Here is an 18,469-nt window from a genome sequence, read left to right on the forward strand (position 1 = left end):
GAAAGGGCTCCTGGGGCAATCGCAGATGGTCTGAACGTATGCCTGCAGGGTAGGCCCCCCTGCTGCGCGCCCCTGTCGGACAGTGCCGCCCCCTGCCGTGCGCGGGGCGCGCGTTTCGGGCCGGGTCAGCCCAGGCGCTGAAAGGTCAGCACGAAGGCCACGCCGTCGGCCGTATTGCGCGCGTTGATCGTGCCACCCATCTTGGCCATGTAGGTCTTGGCCACGAACAGGCCCTGGCCCCGGTGCCCGCTCTCGCCGTCGGGCATTGGAAGGCTGGGGTCGGACACCCCCAGCTCAAAGATGCGCCCCAGCAGATCCTCGGCAATGGTGACACCCTGGTTGCGCAGCGTGGCGCTGGCAGTCGATTCGGAGGCCGCCAGCGTCAGCGTGATGTGCGTGCCCGGCGGGCGGTAGCGGTCGGCATTACGCAGGATATGGGTCACCACGTCTTCCAATGCAAATTCGTCCGCCCGAACGATGACCGGGCCCGCCCCTCCTTCATAGACCACGTTGTCGATGCCTGCAAAGTGCGCGTTGTTGGCCACGTGGTGCAGGAAGGCATCCAGGTCCAGTCGACCTTGCGGCACGTCGGCCGCCTGCAACGCCTCCGCGGGGGAGGCCGTGCCATACAGCACATGCACGGCCTGCTGCATGCGCTGGATGTAGCGGTGGCCCGGGTCGTCGGCGCTGCCGTGCAGCACCATGAGCGATTGCAAAGGGGACATGATCTCGTGCCCCACGGCATGCCACATGTCGCGCTCCTGCTGGGCGCGCAACTGTTCGCGCTGGATATCGTCCTTCACACGCTGGAGCAGGTCGGCCAGGCCGCCAGCCAGAATGCCCAGCTCGTCCGACCCGCGCAGGTCCGACACGTCCAGGTCGCCCAGGCGGGGGCCGATGTGCCCGTCCTGCACGTTGTACGAAACCGCTGCCGCGCGGCGGGTGAGGGCGGTCACGCGGCGGATGAGTCCCACCTCCACCACCAGCCAGGCCAGCGCGATGGCCGCGAGCATGGCGCCCAGGTACCACGACATGCGGGTGGCCACGGCGGCAAGGCCCTGCTCCACGCCGCGCAGGTTGCCGGTAAAGGTGACGGCATAGTTGCCCGCCGGGGTGTCCAGAATGTCGAGGCCGGCCGGTACCGGCTGCGCCCGATGATCGCCAGCGGCTTGCCACTCCAGCGGCAGCCAGCTGATAAGGCGCAGCAGCCAGGGCGCCGACGGGTCTGCCTGCACTTCGGAACCCTTGAGCGTGATCGCTTCGCTGTCGCTCGTGCCCAGCTTGCGGATCTGCACCTGTTCGCCGGGCAGCAGGGTGCGCGCCACATCCGCCAGCGAAGCCGCAGCCTGGGCACCGGGGGCATTGCTGTCGAACAGCGCCGCGCCCGTGCCAGGCGCCAGCATTTCCACCCGCACGCGCATGTTGCCAAGATCCTGTGGCGGCCAGACCAGGCGCTGCTTGTCAAACAGCGCTTCGCGGAACAGCTCCACCGGCAGGCGGATGGAGTAGAAGGTGCGGCGCAGGCAATCGGGCACGGCGCCCGCCAGATCCCGGCACTGGCCGTTCTGCCAGAGCCAGCCGCGAAAATCCCGCACTGGCCGCGCCCGGGCATCCAGGGACTCTTCTCCGCTGTCCACGAATCCTGTCAGGCGGCCCCGGGTGCTGATCGTGCCCTGGGGTGGCAGTGCTTCAAAAGGCGCCACCCAGCGGTAGGTAGCGCCGCGCATGTCCAGCGTGATGCGGGCGCGGTGCACGGCCTGTAGATCCAGAGCGCCACGTTCGCGCGGCACCAGCTCGCCCGCGTAGAAGCTACCCACCAGGTAAATGAAGCCCCCGGCATAGGGGTTGTTGCCGATGGCCGCGCAGACCGACGAACCGTCGGGGTACTGCACCGCGCAGCCCGCCATTTCCACGGCCTGTTGGGCCTTGTTCTGGTCGTCGAAATCTAGCGCCGCATAGGGCAGCAGCAGGGGCGCCAGCGGCGCGGGGGCGGCGCCACGGTTGCCCGCATTGAGCAAGGCCAGCTGCCCAGAGGGGTGGCGCAGACGGGCCATGACCTCGGACTGGCTGCGCGCGAAGCCGTGCTGGTAGCTCTGCCAGCCACGCTCCTTTTCCTCCTTGAGCAGCACCACGCTCAGCGCGACGGTGGCCAGCGCCAGCAGTACAAACACGCTGCGCACCAGAATCCGCAACCGGAAGGCGGGCAGGCCCAGGCGGGGCATTTCCAGCGCGGGGTGGCGGAGCAGACGCTTCACTTGCCAGTCCAGCGAAAGCCGCGCATGGGCACGTTCTCAATGCCTTCAAAGCTGGGGTCCACCTCGCGCAGGGCCTCGCGGATGGTGCTGACGTGCTTGCGCACGTTGTCGCGGTTGCGCCCGCTTTTCACCACCTCAAAAAGTTCGTCGTACGACACCACCTCGCCACTGCGCTGGTGCAGCGTGGCCAGGATGCGCTGGGCCGTCAGCGGCAGGTTGATGCGCTCGCCGCGCCAGGTGGGGGAGCGCTGCCACAGCGGGTCCAGCACCAGCGCATCGTCCACCGGGGCGGGTGCTGTGCGGGTCGGAGTCTGTGCCTGCGTGGTGCGCAGGATGTCGAGAAAGGTCTCGATGAAGTCGGCCTCCTCGAACGTGGTCTTTTGCAGGTAGTCCCACGCGTCCAGCGCCTTCATGATGCTGCGGTAGATGGCCGCAGGCATGGCCGACACCACCAGCACCGGTGTGCCCTGGCGGCGCTTGTTGATGGCGTTGATGAGCGCCACGCCCGCATGGCGCTCACGGCCCAGTTCGATGTCAAGGACCACGGCGTCGTAGTGCTCGCGCGCCAGGGCGGCTTCGGCTTCGTCGCGCGTGAACCACTGGTCAATCACGATGCCGCTCTTCGCACTGGCAATCCAGCCCGCCAGCTGGTTGCTGGTGGGCAGGTCGTCTTCGATCACGGCAATGCGGGTCATGGGCGGGGCGCGGAGTAAGGGTGCGTCGATTATCCGGGGCGCCTTGCTTGCCCGGTGTGAAGGTTTCTTCCGGGCCCGGAGGGTTTGTGCGGTGGTTGTGAGGGCTTTGGGGCGCGCGATGTGTTGTTGCTTCCGGGGTGAAACCGAAGAATCAGTCCCCAATGAGCAGCCCGGTGAGGCCGCTCAGAAGCAGACAACAAATCACACCCTACCGAGAGAGAGAAACACCATGAAAACCGCCTGGAACCGCATCGTACAAGCCCTGCGTGGTCGCAATGCCGCCCCCCGCCCGCTGGACGCCAGCGGCGAATGGCCGCAAGACGCGGCACCTTCGCAGACGGAAGCTGCCATGCCAGCATCCGCAGACGTGGACGCAGGGCGCATCCACTGGGCGTACCTGCTGCCCACGGCCAGCACGGTGCGCTGGATGGTGGCCGGTGCCGTGGTGGTCGGTGCAGGGGGCCTTGTGCTTCGCCACCCGCCGGTGCAGCAGCTGGGCCAGGGTGAGCTGGCGGTCCGCATGAACCAGTTCACCGGTTCGGTGAGCCAGTGGCGTGATGGCAGCATGTGGGTGGTTCCGGGCCTGCACAGCGTGCGCATCTTCTCTCTGCGGGACCAGAGCTACCGCCCTGAAGCCATGCGCCAGGCCAATGGCAGCGCACCCTTGCAATCGGTGGAAGGCCTGTCGTTCGGGCTCGACCTGAGTGTGCGCTACGCACTCGATCCTGCCTCCGAAACCGTCAAGGCTGGCCGCCTGCCCGATGATGTGGACGCCGACATCGTGGCACCTGCCGTGCAGGGGTTGGTCTACAAGGTGTTCGCCCGCTACACCGTGCGTGAAATTTTCTCGTCCAAGCGTGCCGAGATCGCACAAATCATCGAGACCGAGCTGCGCACGCGCCTGGCCGCCGATGGCGTGCTGCTGCGCCACGTGCAGATCGGCAAGGTGGACCTGCCCGCCGAGTACCGCCGCGGCATGGACAGCCTGCTGGCCGAGGAACTGGCTTCCGAGAAGATGCGCTACACGCTGGAGCTGAAAGACAAGCGTGTGAAGGAGACCGAACTCGACGCCAATGCAGATAAGGTGCGCCGCGAGGTGGCTGCTGAAGCTGCGGCCCGCGAGCAGGTGATCGCCGCCCGCGCCCAGGAAGAGGCGATGAAACATGTGCTGCCCTTCAAGCAGCGCCAGATCGAGCAGCGCCAGCTGGAGGCCGAGGCCGAAAAGGTATCGCGCATCAAGGCCGCCGAGGGCAGCGCCCAGGCCCGCCGCATCGAAGCCAACGGCGAGGCGGATGCCCGCCAGAAGCTGGCTGAGGCCGAGGCCTACCGCATGGACCGCATTGGCAAGGTGAACGCCGAGCAGATGGCGCGCGAAGGAGCGCTGGTCACCAAGCATCCGCTGCTCATCCAGAAGACGCTGGCCGACAAGCTCTCCGACAAGATCCAGGTCATCATCGCGCCGCCTCCGACCAACGGTGATTTCATCGGCGCGGCGCTGCTGGGCGGCAACCGCAATGCGCAAGCCGGTGTCGTGCAGGCTGCGGGCGTGGCCGACGACACCTCCACCGTCCAGGCTGTGGAGCAGTGAACATGAATCTCACGACCTTGACCTTCATTGCAGCGGTCGCCAGCGCTGCAGTCACGGTGGCCTCTGCCGCCGTGCCTCCTGCTTCGGTCAATACCCTGGGCAGTGCCATCGTGGTGCAGGACCAGGCCAGCCTGCGTGCCGCGCCGCGCGATGGCGCCCAGCAGCAGGCCAGCCTGTGGCAGGGCGAGGTGCTGGAGGTGCGCGGCGAGCGCCTGGATTACCTGCAGGTGTGGGACCACAAGCGTGAGCGCGGCGGCTTCATCCGCGCCAGCGATGTGCGCCGCATGGCACTGACCGAGGCCGAAGGCCCCGCGTTGCTGGCTGTGCTGCGTTTCATGCAAGACACGCCGGGTGCTGAGGCGCTGGGGATTGGCCTCACCGCCGCCTACCTGCAGGCGGCTCCCGGCCAGCTGCTGGCGGGTGTCGAGGGCGCACAGGCTTTTGATGCGCTGGGCACGTTCGCCGACCGGCTTGCACGCCGCGCCTCGGTGGCCGTGCCGGGCAAGGCCTCGGGGGCCACGCTGTCCGCGCACCTGGATGTGGCCAATGCCTACGGCGTGCGTTTTTCCACCTATGAGGTGGAGGGCCGCATGCAGGTTTGCTATGAAGGCGAAGCCTTTCGCCGCGTGCTGGCCATGCCGGTGGCCGATGCCGCCCAGCGCGCCCGCGCCGCCCTGGCGCTGACGCGGCCAGAGTGCATCAACCCCGACCTGCCAGCCCACGAACGCGCCAAGGTGCACGCCTGGCAGGTCGATGTGCTGGAGCGTGTGGACGTTGCCGGCTTGCCGCCCTACCTGCGCAACCGCGTACAGATGCGCCGCGCCAGCGTGTGGGGCGCCACGGCTTTCGAGCAGGCGCGCAAAAATGTTGCAGATCCAGCGGTGGCTGCCGCTGCTGCGCGCGCGCTGACCGAGTTCGCCGGCGTGAGCAAGGCCGACCTGCCCGATGAAGACCAGAGCGCCTACAACGACGCTGCCATGCGCGTGAGTGCGGTGCGCTGGGCACTGGTGCCCACCACCGCGCCAGCGGCCCCATCCAAAGCAGCCCGCCCGACCCTGGTGACCGAGCCCGGCGCTCCCGGTGAAACCTGTGTGCTGCTGGTGGATGCCCAGCACACGGCCCAGGCCCCGCTGCTGCGCCGTTGCACCTATGGCGTGGTCTGGTCTGCGTCGGCCAGCACCAACCGCGAAGGCACGGCGGTGGCCTTGGCCGTGCAACCCCTGGAAGGCTGGCGCGAGCTGTGGGTGCTGCGCAAGACCGAAGGCGGCTGGCTCGCCGATGTGCTGCCGCCAGCGGCCACCACGCCAGAAACCGGCGTGGCCGAGTGGGCCGGATGGGTGCCTGGCGGCCAGCAGATGCTGGTGGCACGCGAGGCGCGCGGCCAGGGGCGCTACCGCAAGAGCTTTGAGGTGGTGCGGTTGGACGGCCTGACCACTGAGCGGGTCACGGGCGATGTAGCAGCGCTGCCTTTGTTTCAGCGTTGGCAAGACCCTGCGTGGAAGCTGCAGACGCTGAGCTTGCGCTGAATGCAGGGTGGGCGGGAGGAAGAAGGCTTCATCGGTTCCTTAAACTTGGGCAACTTTTTCCTCTTCCGTCTTTCTGCCTTATGTCCCACGCCGCTGACCCCATGTTGTCTTCTCTGCTGTCCCGTGTAGATGCCGTCATCGTGGACCTGGACGGCACCATGGTGGACACCATGGGGGATTTCAACGAGGCGATCAATCGCATGCTCCGTGAGCTGGCTCTGCCGGCCATCGAGGCCCTGCACATCGAACACATGGTGGGCAAAGGCTCGGAGCATTTGCTGCGATCAGTGCTAAAACACGTTCTGGCGCTTGATGGTATTGCGCAAGATGCTATAAAAAGCGAAGCATACTATCCTGCAGCCTGGGCCAGCTACCAGCGCCACTACCTGGACATCAACGGCCAGTTTGCAGGGGTTTACCGGGGTGTAGAGGACGGTCTGAAGGCGCTGCGTGCCCGGGGGCTGCGCCTGGCCTGCCTGACCAACAAACCCACGGACTTTGCGCTGCCGCTTCTGAAGTCCAAGGGCCTCGATGGGTATTTCGAGAAAGTGTTTGGCGGTGACGCCTTCGAGCGCAAGAAGCCCGATCCTCTGCCCCTCCTCAAGACCTGCGAAGCGCTGGGCACTGCCCCCGCGCGCACGCTGATGCTGGGCGATTCCAGCAACGACGCGCAGGCTGCCCGCGCGGCCGGGTGCCCCGTGGTGCTGGTCACCTACGGCTACAACCACGGCGCGCCCGTTCGGGCCGTGGATGCCGACGGTTTTGTGGATTCGCTGGCGCAGCTGACCTGAGCCGCTCTCAGGCGGGTAACTGGCGTGGCGCCACGGCGCGGTAGTCCAGCCGCGATGCGCTGATGCTGCTGCCGCGCACGGGGGCGGGCGTTGCATCGCCGTGGCGGGTGGTGTTGGCTGAGAGGCGGAAAACCGCCACCGCATCCACCAGCTGCCCCGCCTGTGTCTTGAGGCTGTCGGCCGCTGCTGCGCTTTGCTCTACCAGGGCCGCGTTCTGCTGCGTGGCCTGGTCCATCTGCGTGATGGCTTCGCCCACCTGCGAGACACCCTGACTCTGTTCGCTGCTGGCTGCGCTGATCTCGCCCATGATCTCCGTCACGCGGCGGATCGATGCAACCACTTCGCTCATGGTGGCGCCGGCCTTGTCCACCAGGGCTGTGCCGCGCTCCACACGCTCCACGCTGGTGCCGATCAGGCCCTTGATCTCCTTGGCGGCTTCAGCGCTGCGTCCAGCGAGGCTGCGCACTTCCCCGGCCACCACGGCAAAGCCGCGCCCCTGTTCGCCCGCGCGCGCAGCCTCCACGGCAGCATTCAGGGCCAGGATGTTGGTCTGGAAGGCGATGCCGTCGATGACGCTGATGATGTCGGCGATCTTGCGGCTGCTGTCGTTGATGCCCTTCATGGTCTCGACCACTTCGGCCACCACATCGCCTCCCTGTTGGGCCACGGTGGATGCGCTCATGGCGAGCTGATTGGCCGTGCGCGCGTTGTCGGCGTTTTGGCGCACCGTGGAGCCAAGTTCTTCCATGGATGCGGCGGTCTGCTGCAAGGCTGAGGCTTGCTGTTCCGTGCGTGCCGAGAGGTCGTTGTTGCCGGATGCAATTTCGACGCTGGCGGTGGCCACGCCTTCTGCGTTGTGGCGCACATTGCCGACGATGGTGGCCAGGCGCGATTGCATGGTGGCCAGCGCCTGCAGCAGTTGGCCGGTTTCGTCATTGCCGCTGGCTTCGATGGGGTGGGTCAGGTCGCCATCGGCAATGCTCTCCGCCGCCTGCTTGCCCCGCTGCACAGGTTGCACGATGGAGCGTGTGACGGTGAAGGCCAATAGTGCCCCCAGTGCCACGGCTATCAGTGTGCCCACGCCCAGCAACACCTGGCTGGCCTTGGCCAGCGTGCTGGTGTCGCCCTGGCTGTCGGCCAGCTGCGCGGCCATGGCAGTGCGCAGGTCGTCGAGGGATTGGAGGTACTTGTCCGCCAGAGGGCGCAAGTCCTTGTCCACCAGCGTGGGCACATTGGGCTCGCCGCCACGGTGCAGTTCGCGGATCTCGGCGAGTTTGTCGTTGTAGGCCTTGCTGGCGGCGGCAATGGTGGCCAGTTGCGCACGGTTCTTGTCTCCCTGTACCAGGCCTTCGATGCGCTGGACCTTGCCCTCGATGCCTTTGGCTGTGGCCTGCGTGTCGGCCGTGAGCTTTTCCATGTAGTCGCGGTCAATGGCCTTGAGGAAGGCCTCGGTGCGCACCCAGTTCAGGCGGATGTCTGACGCCCAGTTCTCCACCAGGGTCTGCTGCTCGATCTCCTGGGTGGCCACGCGTTCGCTGGCTCCTTGCAGGCTCGCGATGCGCCACATGCCGGTGGCGGCAATCAACGCGGTGATGAGCAGGATGGCACCGAACGACGCGCCCAGGCGCAGGCCGACGGAAAGGTTGCTGAGTTTCATGGTGGGGTCTGGCGCAAAAAGGTATCTGGGGGCAGAAAATTGGGGGCGTTACAGACGGCTCGTTGCGGGGCGCGGGTAGCGCGAAAATCTCGGTTCAGGCCGTGGCATCAGTGACTGCGGGGTGCGCGCAGCAAGAGGCCGTTGTTTCATCAGTGAGGGGCGGGTGTGCTCGTTGGTCCAAAGGCTACTCCCGAGTAGGGAGCGCGTCTGTCGGGCGCGGGACAGCCCCGGGCGGAAGTGCCTCGGGGTTTGTCCCAGGGGGTTACGCAGGCTTGCCCAGAAGGGCGTCCTTGAGCTTCCAGTCGGCGGGCACATTGCCCAGCCAGATGCCCAGCAGCGCGTTGAAGAACTCCGGCTCCTTGAAAGGCTCGCCCTGGGGCTTGCCCTTGACCGTGATCACCGTGCCGGTACCTGGTATCCAGTCGATCATGAACTGGTCGCCCGCCTGCAGCTTCTTGTGGTCCGAGAAGATCTGGCTCATGCGCAGCACGCCCGGGATGAGCTTGGAGAACGCTGCGCGGTCCATGTTGTCCTCCATGCCGCGCGAGAACAGCTTGCCCAGCTCGGTGGAGTCGATCTCGCGCAGCATGGTGATGCTCATGCGCTTGGGGCCCTTCAGGGCCATGATTTCAGCGGGCGTCGAGGCCTTCTTTTCAAGGTACAGGCCTGCGGTGTACACCTTGAACACGGCCTTGTAGCGAACCCCTGCGCCATTGAGCTGAAGGCTGCTGCCACTCAGGCTGCTCGTCTCTTCATACTTGACGTCGGCCACGGTGATGGGCTGGGCAATAGCACCGGCCGCCAACAGGCAGGCCACGGCTGCTGCGGCACATCGCTGGAGAAACTTCATGCGCAACTCCTAAAAAAGAACGGTCGTTCGTTTCAAATTGTTGCAGTGCTCCTGCCGGGCCGCAACAGGGTTTTCGAGTGGTTGTGCGATCTCGCCTTGAGAGTCGTCAACTCAGGCCCTGAAAAAAGCTTTGCTACACTTTGGCCCATGTTCATTCACCACGTGTTCATCACAGGTTGCAGCGACCGGGGAGCCTGGCCCTGGCGTCAGCCTGTCGCTTTGAACGCCTGATGGCACCTGGGCAGCTGCCCCAGCGTGCACCCGTGGCCTCCACCCCGATGCGGTGAGGCCGATTGAATGGACCGCAGCGACCCTTTTCCATTGACAGGGACACGCGCTGCGACAGCTGGGAGCCCTCCCCGTGATCACAGAACTTGAATTCAAAAGCCTGGCCAGCGAAGGCTACAACCGCATTCCGCTCATGGTCGAGGCCTTTGCGGACCTGGAAACCCCCCTCTCGCTCTACCTGAAGCTGGCGCACACCAAGGACGGCGGCAAGCACAGCTTCCTGCTCGAATCCGTGGTGGGTGGCGAGCGCTTCGGGCGCTACAGTTTCATCGGCCTGCCCGCACGCACGCTGCTGCGGGCCAGCGGCTTTGGGGCGCAGGCCAAAACCGAGGTCGTGACGGACGGCCAGGTGGTCGAAACCGCCCAAGGCAATCCGCTCGACTTCATTGAGGCATACCAAAAGCGGTTCAAGGTGGCGCTGCGCCCCGGCCTGCCGCGCTTTTGTGGCGGCTTGGCCGGCTACTTTGGTTACGACGCGGTGCGCTACATCGAAAAGAAGCTGGAGACCACCTGCCCGCCCGACACCCTGGGGTGCCCCGACATCCTGTTGCTGCAGTGCGAAGAACTGGCGGTCATCGACAACCTCTCGGGCAAGCTTTACCTCATCGTCTACGCCGACCCGGCCCAGCCTGAGGCCTACACCCGCGCCAAGAAGCGCCTGCGCGAGCTGAAAGAGCAGCTCAAGTATTCGGTGAGTGCCCCCGTGGTCAAGGCCACCGAAAGCCACCCCGCCCAGCGCGACTTTGCCAAGGCCGACTACCTGGCCGCTGTGAACCGCGCCAAGGAGCTGATTGCGGCCGGTGACTTCATGCAGGTGCAGGTGGGCCAGCGCATCCACAAGCGCTACACCGAAAGCCCCCTGAGCCTGTACCGCGCGCTGCGTTCGCTGAACCCGTCGCCGTACATGTACTTCTACGACTTTGGCGACTTCCATGTGGTGGGTGCCAGCCCCGAGATCCTGGTGCGCCAGGAGAAGACCGACGAGGGCACCAAGGTCACCATCCGCCCCCTGGCGGGCACCCGCCCGCGTGGCGCCACGCCCGAGAAGGACAAGGCCACCGAGGTCGAACTCATCAACGATCCCAAGGAACGCGCCGAGCACGTGATGCTGATCGACCTGGCGCGCAACGACATCGGCCGCATCGCGAAGACCGGCACCGTGAAGGTGACCGAAGCCTTTGCGGTGGAGCGCTACAGCCACGTGATGCACATCGTGAGCAACGTGGAGGGCATCCTGCACGATGGCATGACCAGCATGGACGTGCTCAAGGCCACCTTCCCCGCAGGCACGCTCACCGGCGCGCCCAAGGTGCACGCCATGGAACTCATCGACCAGCTCGAACCCACCAAGCGCGGCCTGTATGGCGGCGCCTGCGGCTACCTCAGCTACGCGGGCGACATGGACGTGGCCATTGCGATCCGCACTGGCATCATCAAAAACGGCACGCTCTACGTGCAGGCGGCTGCCGGTGTGGTGGCCGATTCGGTGCCCGAGCTGGAATGGAAAGAGACCGAGCACAAGGCCCGCGCGCTGCTGCGCGCCGCCGAACTGGTTGAGGAGGGCCTGGAATGACGATCCGTGACCCCAAGGCCATCGCCAAAGTGAAGGCCTGCACCACCATGCAGGACGTGCGCCGCGAAGTGAACGCGCTGGACGACGTGCTGGTACCCCTGCTGGTGGAGCGCGTGGGCTACATGACCCAGGCCGCCCGCATCAAGCAAGGCGTGGAACAGGTGCGCGACGAAGCCCGCATCCAGGCCATCGTGGACCGCGTGCGCGAGCGCGCACAGGCCGAAGGTGGCGATGCCGACGTGATCGAAGCCATCTACCGCAGCCTCATGGAAGCCTGCATTGCCTATGAACACCGCGAGTTCGCCCGCCTGCGCGAGCCCGCCACTGCCGGGAGCGCCGCATGAAACTCTTGATGGTCGATAACTACGACAGCTTCACCTACAACATCGTCCAGTACTTTGGTGAACTGGGTGCCGAGGTCGAGGTGTTTCGTAACGACGAGATCACCGTGGCCGAGATTGAGGCGCGCCTGAATGCGGGCCAGCTTGACCGCCTGGTGATTTCGCCCGGCCCCTGCTCCCCGGCCGAGGCGGGTATTTCGGTGGCCGCGATCAAGCACTTTGCCGGCAAGCTGCCCATCCTGGGCGTGTGCCTGGGCCACCAGAGCATCGGCGCGGCCTTCGGCGGTAACATCATCCGCGCGCAGGAGCTGATGCACGGCAAGACCAGCGTCATCACCACCACGCAAAAGGGCGTGTTTGCCGGGCTGCCCGAGCAGTTCACCGTCAACCGCTACCACTCCCTCGCCATCGAGCGCGCCACCTGCCCGGATGTACTCGAAGTGACCGCCTGGACCGACGACGGTGAAATCATGGGCGTGCGCCACAAGACGCTGGCGATCGAAGGCGTGCAGTTCCACCCCGAGAGCATCCTGACAGAACACGGTCACGCCATGCTCAAGAACTTTCTGGAGCAGCGCGCATGACAGCCCACCAGGGCCTGGCCCAGCTTTTCCAGTACAAGCGTTGGGCCAACCAGGAACTGCTGGCACTGGGCGCGGCATCGCAAGGCGCGCTGCCTGCCGACGACTACCGGCTGTTTGTGCGCATCCTGAACCACACCTACGTGGTGGACCGCATCTTTGCCAGCCACCTGCAGGGTCTGCCCCAGACCACCTACCAGGCCACCAACACCGAGGAGACGCCGGAGCTGGCCACCTTGAGCGAGGCCGTGCGCGTGTCGGACGACTGGTATGTGCAGTACGTGGGCGGGCTGGATGATGCGCAGCTGGCTGAGTCCGTGGCTTTCCGCTTCACCGACGGCGACACCGGGCGCATGTCGCGCAGCGAGATCCTGAACCACTTGGTTGTGCATGGCACGTACCACCGGGGGGCAGCAGGGCGCATCCTGGCCGCGCATGCGGTGCAGCCTCCGCGCGATTCGCTGACGACCTTCCTGCACCGCCTGGAACCTGGCCGACGCTGGTAGACACACCCATGCCCGAACTTCATCAACTGCTCATGTTCATCGCGGCGGGATGGCTGCTCAACCTCACGCCCGGGCCCGATGTGCTCTACATCGTTACCAACGCGCTGCGTTCCGGCACACGCGCGGGCATCGTTGCGGGGCTGGGCATCACGGCCGGGTGCCTCGTGCACATCTTTGCGGCCGCCGTGGGTGTGGGCGCGCTGCTGGCCACCTCGGCCACGGCGTTCACGGTGCTCAAGTGGATCGGCGCGGCCTACCTGATGTGGATGGGCGTGCGCATGCTGCTGTCCAAGCCTGGTGCTGATGGTGGCAACACGGCGGCGCTGGCGGCTGCGCAGGCGGCCCCTGCGCCGCACACGCCGCTTCGCAAAGTTTTCCTCGGCGGCTTCTGGACCAATGTGCTCAATCCCAAGGTCGCCATCTTCTTCCTGGCCTTTGTGCCGCAGTTCATCGCGCCGGGCACCGACAACAAGGCGCTGGCCTTTGTGCTGCTGGGCGTGCTGTTCAACGTGAACGCCATCCCCGTCAATGTGGGCTGGGCGCTGGCCGCTTCGTGGATGGCGCGCCGTGCCACAGCCATCCAGCGCGGCATGCACTGGCTGGACCGCGTGGCGGGCGCCATGTTCATCGGCTTCGGACTCAAGCTGGCCTTTACTGATCAACCGGCGGCTTGACCGCCACCCCAGGAGACACCGTCATGCCCATCACCCCCCAGGAAGCGCTGCAGCGCACCATCGAGCACCGCGAAATCTTCCATGACGAAATGCTGCATCTGATGCGCCTCATCATGAATGGCGAGCTGTCGCCCGTCATGACCGCAGCCATCATCACCGGCTTGCGCGTGAAGAAGGAAACCATCGGCGAGATCACCGCAGCCGCGCAGGTGATGCGCGAGTTCAGTACCAAGGTGCACGTCAAGGACGCGACCCACATGGTGGACATCGTGGGCACGGGCGGCGACGGTGCCAACACCTTCAACATCTCCACCTGCTCGATGTTCGTGGCCGCCGCAGCGGGCGCCAAGGTCAGCAAACATGGCGGGCGCGGCGTATCCAGCAAAAGCGGCAGCGCCGATGTGATGGAGGCCCTGGGCATCCACATCAACCTCAAACCCGAGCAGATCGCCCAGTGCATCGCTGAAGTCGGCATCGGCTTCATGTTCGCGCCCAACCACCACCCCGCCATGAAGAACGTGGCCCCGGTGCGCAAGGAACTGGGCGTGCGCACCATCTTCAACATCCTGGGCCCGCTGACCAACCCGGCCGGTGCGCCCAACATCCTGATGGGCGTGTTCCACCCCGACCTCGTCGGTATCCAGGTACGCGCGCTGCAGCGCCTGGGCGCCGAGCACGCGCTGGTGGTGTACGGCCGTGATGGCATGGACGAAGTCAGCTTGGGCGCTGCCACTTTGGTGGGTGAGTTGAAAAACGGCCAGATCACCGAGTACGAAATCCACCCCGAGGACTTTGGCCTGCCGATGGCGAGCAATCGCGCGCTCAAGGTTGAGACGCCCGAGCAGTCGCGGGAGATGCTGATCGGCGTGCTCAAGGGCGAGCCTGGCGCCGCGCAAGACATCGTCTGCCTGAACGCCGGTGTGGCGCTGTACGCCGCCAATGTGGTCGATTCGGTGCCCGCAGGCTTGGCCAAGGCCCGTGCCGTGATTGCGTCGGGCGCCGCGCTGGCCAAGCTGGAGCAGGTGGTCACGCGCACGCACGCGCTGGCCACGGCGGCCTGACACGGCCATGTGGCGCGACCCTGGCACCTGGATTGCACTGGGCATCTCTGCCCTTTTCATCGTGGCCGGGTTCGTGATGCACCGCGTGTTCACCAAAATTCTGAAACAGGGCTCCCCTGAGCCCGACGACACCGAAACCGACAACCCAAAGGGCGCGCACCATGAGCAGTGACATCCTCAACAAAATCGTCGCCGTCAAGCACGAAGAAGTGGCCGCCGCCAAAAAGCGCCTGTCCTTTGAAGCCATGCGCGCCGACGCCGAGAGCCGTGTGCTCACCCGCGACTTTGAAGGCGCGCTGCGCGCCAAGATCGCCAAGGGCCAGGCGGCGGTGATTGCCGAGATCAAGAAGGCCAGCCCCAGCAAGGGCGTGCTGCGTGCTGACTTCGAGCCTGCTGACATTGCCCAGAGCTATATGGAAGGCGATGGCAAGGTGAGCGCGGCCTGCCTGTCGGTACTGACCGACCGGCAGTTCTTTCAGGGCCAGCCCGACTACCTGAAACAAGCCCGCGCCAGCACGTTGCTTCCTGTGCTGCGCAAGGATTTCATGGTGGATGCGTACCAGATCTACGAATCGCGCGCCATGGGCGCCGACGCCATCCTGCTGATTGCGGCCAGCCTGGACGACGCCCAGATGGCCGACTTCGAGGCCATTGCACGCAGCCTGGACATGGCGGTGCTGGTGGAGGTGCATGACCGGCCCGAGCTGGAGCGGGCTCTGAAGCTCAAGACTCCGCTGGTCGGCATCAACAACCGCAACTTGCGCACGTTCGAGGTCACGCTGGACACCACGCTCTCCATGCTCAAGGACGTGCCTGCGGACCGGCTTCTCGTCACCGAGTCGGGCATCTTGAAGCCTGCCGATGTGAAGGCCATGCGCGACGCAGGTGTGCACGCCTTCTTGGTGGGCGAAGCCTTCATGCGGGCGGACGATCCGGGCCTGGCCCTGGCCAAGCTCTTTGGGTGAGAGAGGGTGAAAACTCCTGTTTTAATAGCTGCTTGCGCTTGATGGTAAAGCGCTAGAGCCTATTTCGACCATGAATTCAACTCCCCAGACCCCGGCCCAACTCCAAAGCGCCAACCCCGCCGACTGGCCCGTGGCGCCCGGCTGGCAGCCGTTGGCGGACGCCTTTTTTGCTGGCGCACGCGGGCAGGCGTTGCTCGCGTTCTTGCAGGCGCGGCTGCAGGCGGGTGCGGCGATCTTTCCGCCCCAGCCGCTGCGCGCGCTGGAGCTGACGCCGCCTGAGGACGTGCGCGTGGTCATCCTGGGGCAGGACCCGTACCACGGCCGGGGCCAGGCCGAGGGGTTGGCGTTTTCGGTGGCGCCGGGCGTGCGCCTGCCGCCCTCGCTGCAGAATATCTTCAAGGAAATGCAGCGCGACCTGGGGGTGGCCTTCCCCCCGTTCCCGAACCCCGGCGGCAGCCTGGTCAAGTGGGCGAAGAACGGTGTGCTGCTGCTCAACACCTGCCTCACGGTGGAAGAGGGCCAGGCCGCCAGCCATGCAGGCAAGGGCTGGGAGGAACTGACCGACACCGTCATCCGCCATGTGGCCGAGGGCCCGCGTCCGGTGGTGTTCATGCTCTGGGGCTCGCACGCCCAGGGAAAGCGCGCGTGGATTCCCGCTGACCGCGGGCACCTGGTGCTCACGTCCAACCACCCCTCGCCCCTGTCGGCACTGCGCCCGCCTGTCCCTTTTATTGGCAACGGGCACTTTGGCAAGGCGCGGGATTTTCGCGCGCAGCACGGTTACTGAGCAGCGTTTGCAGCATTGCCGGCGTGCCATGACCGACGCAGACGTGGAGGCACAAATGTTCGCCTTGCTGGCGCGGCGCGGTGCCGGTGGATGCCACGGTGCCCGGGGGCCGATTCGCCTGGGGCTGCCGGGTGATGACCAGCACGCCGGATAACCGACGCCAAGGGCTACCACTGCTGCGGTAGCCGTTCCTTGAGCAGCTCCAGAAACGCCTGCGCCGCCACCGGCAGGCTGCGCCCGGCCAGGGTCTGGATCTCGATGTCGCGCAGGTCCATGCCAGGGTCGCTGATGGGCTGGGCCACGACGGCGCCTTCGGCCACCAGGTGGCGCACGGCGATCTCGCTGGCCACGGACAGGCCGCCGCCCAGCCGTACAAAGTTGACCACCGTCTTGGCATGGTTGCTAATGAGCACGGCGTCGAGCTGCAGGCCCTGGCGGCTGCAGACGATGTCGATCATCTGGCGCACCGTGGTCTCGGGCGGGGGCAGCGCCAAGGGGTATTCGGCCATCTGCGCCAGGGTCGCGCTGCCTGCGCTGGTCAACGGGTGGCCGGGCGGCAGCAGGGCCAGCACCGGGGCGCTCTGGCGGTAGGCCACGTCGATGTCCTTGTGCGGCGCGCGGCTGAAGCACAGGCCGATGTCGGCCGTGCCGCTACGCACGGCGTCGGGCACCTGGGCCGTGGGCAGGGCGATCACGCTGAACTGGATGCCGGTGTGGGTGCGCTGGAACTCCACGCACAGGCGCGGCACCAGCTCGTTCGCAAACGCATCCGACGTGGCCAGGCGCACCTGCCCCGCACGCAGGCCCTGCAGCGCGCCGATCTCGCCCAGCGCGCGCTCGGCGTCCAGCACGGTGCGGCGTGCGTGCACCGCCAGGATCTCGCCCGCCGCCGTCAGCACCATGCCGCGCGGGTGGCGCTCGAACAGGGGCGTGCCCAGCTGGGCCTCCAGCCCCGCGATCTGGCGGCTCAGGGCCGAGGCGGCCACATGCAGCCGGGCCGATGCTTCGGTGAGCGATCCACTCTGCGCCACAGCCAGAAAGTAGCGCAGGGTGGTGTCTTGCAGCAGGTGGGGGCGCATGGGTGACCGAACCGGGAGTGAGGCTGGCAGTATGCGCCGGTTTGCCGTGGCAGCAAAGCAGCTTGCTGAAATGCTGGTAGTCAAGCAAGGCGCGGCTTCCTAAGATGGTCCCATCCTCTGTTGTGTCCGATTTCTTTGCGGGAGTGCTCTGTATGCGTCTACTTTCCTGGGGCCGTGGTGTCTGGGGCCTGGCCGGCCTGCTGGTGCTGGCATCTGCCGCGCAGGCACAAGCCAATTGGCCGGACCGCCCCGTGCGGGTGATCGTGCCCTTTCCGGCCAGCGGCGCGACCGACCTGGTGGCCCGCGTGGTCACCCAGCGCGTGGCGGCCGACCTGGGCCAGCAACTGGTGGTGGACAACAAGCCCGGCGCGGGCGGCACCCTGGGCACGGCCGAGGCGGCCAAGGCCGCACCCGACGGCTACACCCTGCTGCTGACCACCAGCAGCACACATGCCATCTCGCCCCACCTCATGCCCAAGCTGGCTTATGACCCGCGCAAGGACTTCACGCCGGTGGCCCATGTGGCCGACGCACCCAGCGTGCTGCTGGTCACCAACAGCCTGCCGGTCAAGACCGTGGGCGAACTGATTGCCTACGCCAAGGCCCACCCCGGCAAGCTCAACTACGCCACCAGCGGCAACGGCACCATCGTGCACCTGAACACGGCCGCCTTCAGCGCCCAGGCGGGTGTGGAGATGACGCACATCCCCTACAAGGGCACGGCCCTGGCCATCCCTGACCTGATTGCCGGGCAGACGCATGTGCTGTTCGATTCCCTGCCCACCGGCATGCCGCACGCCAAGGCCGGCCGCCTGCGCGCACTGGCCGTGACCAGCGAAAAGCGCAGCACCCTGGCGCCCGAGCTGCCCACGCTGGCCGAATCTGGCCTGCCCGGCTATTCGTCGGTGACCTGGTTTGGCGTGTACCTGCCCGCCGGGGCTCCCCCCGCCTTGGTGGACCGCGTGCACAAGGCTTTTGCCAAGGCCGTGCAGGCGCCCGAGGTGGCCGAGAGCCTGGCCAAGCTGGGCGTGGAGCCCGCCGCGCCGCGCACACCCGCGCAGTTTGGCGCCATGGTGCAGGCGGACAGCAACCGCTGGGCGACGGTGATTCGCCAACACAAAATAAGCATTGAATAACCCCCCTGAGGCGCTGCGCGCCTTCCCCCCGCTCTCGCACCGCTGCGCGATGCGGGCGAGGGGACGACACCCTCGGTGCGGGGCGGCCCTTCCTCGGTGTCCTTTTCCTCGGACAC

General features: G+C 66.3%; 19 protein-coding genes. 14 read left to right on the forward strand and 5 right to left on the reverse strand.

The features are described from left to right. Positions 1 to 125: 125 nt before the first annotated feature. Complete coding sequence (locus tag ACSQ22_RS14345; protein ID WP_436130829.1) at positions 126 to 2,222, reverse strand: sensor histidine kinase; 2,097 nt, start codon at positions 2,220 to 2,222, stop codon at positions 126 to 128. Positions 2,223 to 2,251: 29 nt separating this feature from the next. Next, a complete protein-coding gene (locus tag ACSQ22_RS14350) occupies positions 2,252 to 2,950 on the reverse strand; it encodes a response regulator transcription factor (protein WP_436130714.1) in 699 nt (232 codons plus the stop codon). 349 nt (positions 2,951 to 3,299) lie between these two features. On the opposite strand from ACSQ22_RS14350, the gene ACSQ22_RS14355 reads away from it, so the two are divergent. The 3 genes from ACSQ22_RS14355 (at position 3,300) to gph (ending at position 6,855) form a co-directional block, all read left to right on the forward strand. After that, the gene (locus ACSQ22_RS14355) at positions 3,300 to 4,538 is read left to right on the forward strand and encodes an SPFH domain-containing protein (RefSeq protein ID WP_436130830.1); all 1,239 of its coding nucleotides are present in this window, start codon (positions 3,300 to 3,302) and stop codon (positions 4,536 to 4,538) included. A gap of 2 nt (positions 4,539 to 4,540) precedes the next feature. Beyond that, the gene (locus ACSQ22_RS14360; protein WP_436130715.1) at positions 4,541 to 6,064 is read left to right on the forward strand and encodes a hypothetical protein; all 1,524 of its coding nucleotides are present in this window, start codon (positions 4,541 to 4,543) and stop codon (positions 6,062 to 6,064) included. A 101-nt stretch (positions 6,065 to 6,165) separates the two neighbouring features. Further along, on the forward strand, positions 6,166 to 6,855 hold the full coding sequence (gene gph / locus ACSQ22_RS14365) for a phosphoglycolate phosphatase (protein WP_436130716.1): 690 nt from the start codon (positions 6,166 to 6,168) through the stop codon (positions 6,853 to 6,855). A 7-nt stretch (positions 6,856 to 6,862) separates the two neighbouring features. Here gph and ACSQ22_RS14370 read toward each other — a convergent pair whose 3' ends face one another. Then, positions 6,863 to 8,512: a methyl-accepting chemotaxis protein gene (locus tag ACSQ22_RS14370; protein WP_121421415.1), complete on the reverse strand. Its 1,650-nt coding sequence runs from the start codon at positions 8,510 to 8,512 to the stop codon at positions 6,863 to 6,865. A 262-nt stretch (positions 8,513 to 8,774) separates the two neighbouring features. After that, positions 8,775 to 9,362 carry a chalcone isomerase family protein gene (locus ACSQ22_RS14375; RefSeq protein WP_055395601.1) on the reverse strand — a complete coding sequence of 196 codons (588 nt, stop codon included), beginning with the start codon at positions 9,360 to 9,362 and terminating at the stop codon, positions 8,775 to 8,777. A 361-nt stretch (positions 9,363 to 9,723) separates the two neighbouring features. Here ACSQ22_RS14375 and trpE point away from each other — a divergent pair, with 361 nt between their 5' ends. The 10 genes from trpE to ACSQ22_RS14425 all read left to right on the forward strand — a co-directional run bounded on the left by trpE (position 9,724) and on the right by ACSQ22_RS14425 (position 16,292). Continuing rightward, positions 9,724 to 11,223, forward strand: coding sequence for an anthranilate synthase component I (gene trpE / locus ACSQ22_RS14380; RefSeq protein WP_055395603.1), 1,500 nt, complete (start codon positions 9,724 to 9,726; stop codon positions 11,221 to 11,223). Next, positions 11,220 to 11,567 (forward strand): chorismate mutase, encoded by a 348-nt coding sequence (locus ACSQ22_RS14385; RefSeq protein ID WP_431151034.1) that lies wholly within the window; start codon positions 11,220 to 11,222, stop codon positions 11,565 to 11,567. Before trpE ends, ACSQ22_RS14385 begins: the two co-directional genes overlap by 4 nt. Then, positions 11,564 to 12,148 (forward strand): aminodeoxychorismate/anthranilate synthase component II, encoded by a 585-nt coding sequence (locus ACSQ22_RS14390; protein WP_436130717.1) that lies wholly within the window; start codon positions 11,564 to 11,566, stop codon positions 12,146 to 12,148. Before ACSQ22_RS14385 ends, ACSQ22_RS14390 begins: the two co-directional genes overlap by 4 nt. Continuing rightward, positions 12,145 to 12,651 carry a DinB family protein gene (locus tag ACSQ22_RS14395; protein ID WP_436130718.1) on the forward strand — a complete coding sequence of 169 codons (507 nt, stop codon included), beginning with the start codon at positions 12,145 to 12,147 and terminating at the stop codon, positions 12,649 to 12,651. Before ACSQ22_RS14390 ends, ACSQ22_RS14395 begins: the two co-directional genes overlap by 4 nt. An 8-nt stretch (positions 12,652 to 12,659) precedes the next feature. Next, positions 12,660 to 13,325 (forward strand): LysE family translocator, encoded by a 666-nt coding sequence (locus tag ACSQ22_RS14400; RefSeq protein ID WP_436130719.1) that lies wholly within the window; start codon positions 12,660 to 12,662, stop codon positions 13,323 to 13,325. A 23-nt stretch (positions 13,326 to 13,348) separates the two neighbouring features. Next, positions 13,349 to 14,386 carry an anthranilate phosphoribosyltransferase gene (gene trpD / locus ACSQ22_RS14405; protein WP_055395612.1) on the forward strand — a complete coding sequence of 346 codons (1,038 nt, stop codon included), beginning with the start codon at positions 13,349 to 13,351 and terminating at the stop codon, positions 14,384 to 14,386. 7 nt (positions 14,387 to 14,393) lie between these two features. Next, positions 14,394 to 14,558 (forward strand): hypothetical protein, encoded by a 165-nt coding sequence (locus ACSQ22_RS14410; protein WP_436130720.1) that lies wholly within the window; start codon positions 14,394 to 14,396, stop codon positions 14,556 to 14,558. Continuing rightward, positions 14,548 to 15,351: an indole-3-glycerol phosphate synthase TrpC gene (gene trpC, locus ACSQ22_RS14415; protein ID WP_056065300.1), complete on the forward strand. Its 804-nt coding sequence runs from the start codon at positions 14,548 to 14,550 to the stop codon at positions 15,349 to 15,351. The genes ACSQ22_RS14410 and trpC overlap by 11 nt, the downstream gene beginning before the upstream one ends. A 70-nt stretch (positions 15,352 to 15,421) precedes the next feature. Continuing rightward, positions 15,422 to 16,138, forward strand: a complete 717-nt coding sequence (locus ACSQ22_RS14420; protein ID WP_121421410.1) for a uracil-DNA glycosylase — start codon at positions 15,422 to 15,424, stop codon at positions 16,136 to 16,138. Positions 16,139 to 16,166: 28 nt separating this feature from the next. After that, positions 16,167 to 16,292, forward strand: a complete 126-nt coding sequence (locus tag ACSQ22_RS14425; protein ID WP_436130721.1) for a hypothetical protein — start codon at positions 16,167 to 16,169, stop codon at positions 16,290 to 16,292. A gap of 13 nt (positions 16,293 to 16,305) precedes the next feature. Here ACSQ22_RS14425 and ACSQ22_RS14430 read toward each other — a convergent pair whose 3' ends face one another. Further along, entirely contained in the window at positions 16,306 to 17,217 is a 912-nt protein-coding gene (locus ACSQ22_RS14430) for a LysR family transcriptional regulator (protein ID WP_436130722.1), read from the reverse strand. Positions 17,218 to 17,369: 152 nt separating this feature from the next. Here ACSQ22_RS14430 and ACSQ22_RS14435 point away from each other — a divergent pair, with 152 nt between their 5' ends. Further along, positions 17,370 to 18,353 carry a Bug family tripartite tricarboxylate transporter substrate binding protein gene (locus tag ACSQ22_RS14435; RefSeq protein ID WP_176887323.1) on the forward strand — a complete coding sequence of 328 codons (984 nt, stop codon included), beginning with the start codon at positions 17,370 to 17,372 and terminating at the stop codon, positions 18,351 to 18,353. Positions 18,354 to 18,469 lie beyond the last annotated feature (116 nt).

Origin of the sequence: Acidovorax sp. LjRoot38 (assembly GCF_964252975.1) — a bacterium.
Taxonomy (GTDB): Bacteria; Pseudomonadota; Gammaproteobacteria; order Burkholderiales; family Burkholderiaceae_C; genus Acidovorax; species Acidovorax facilis.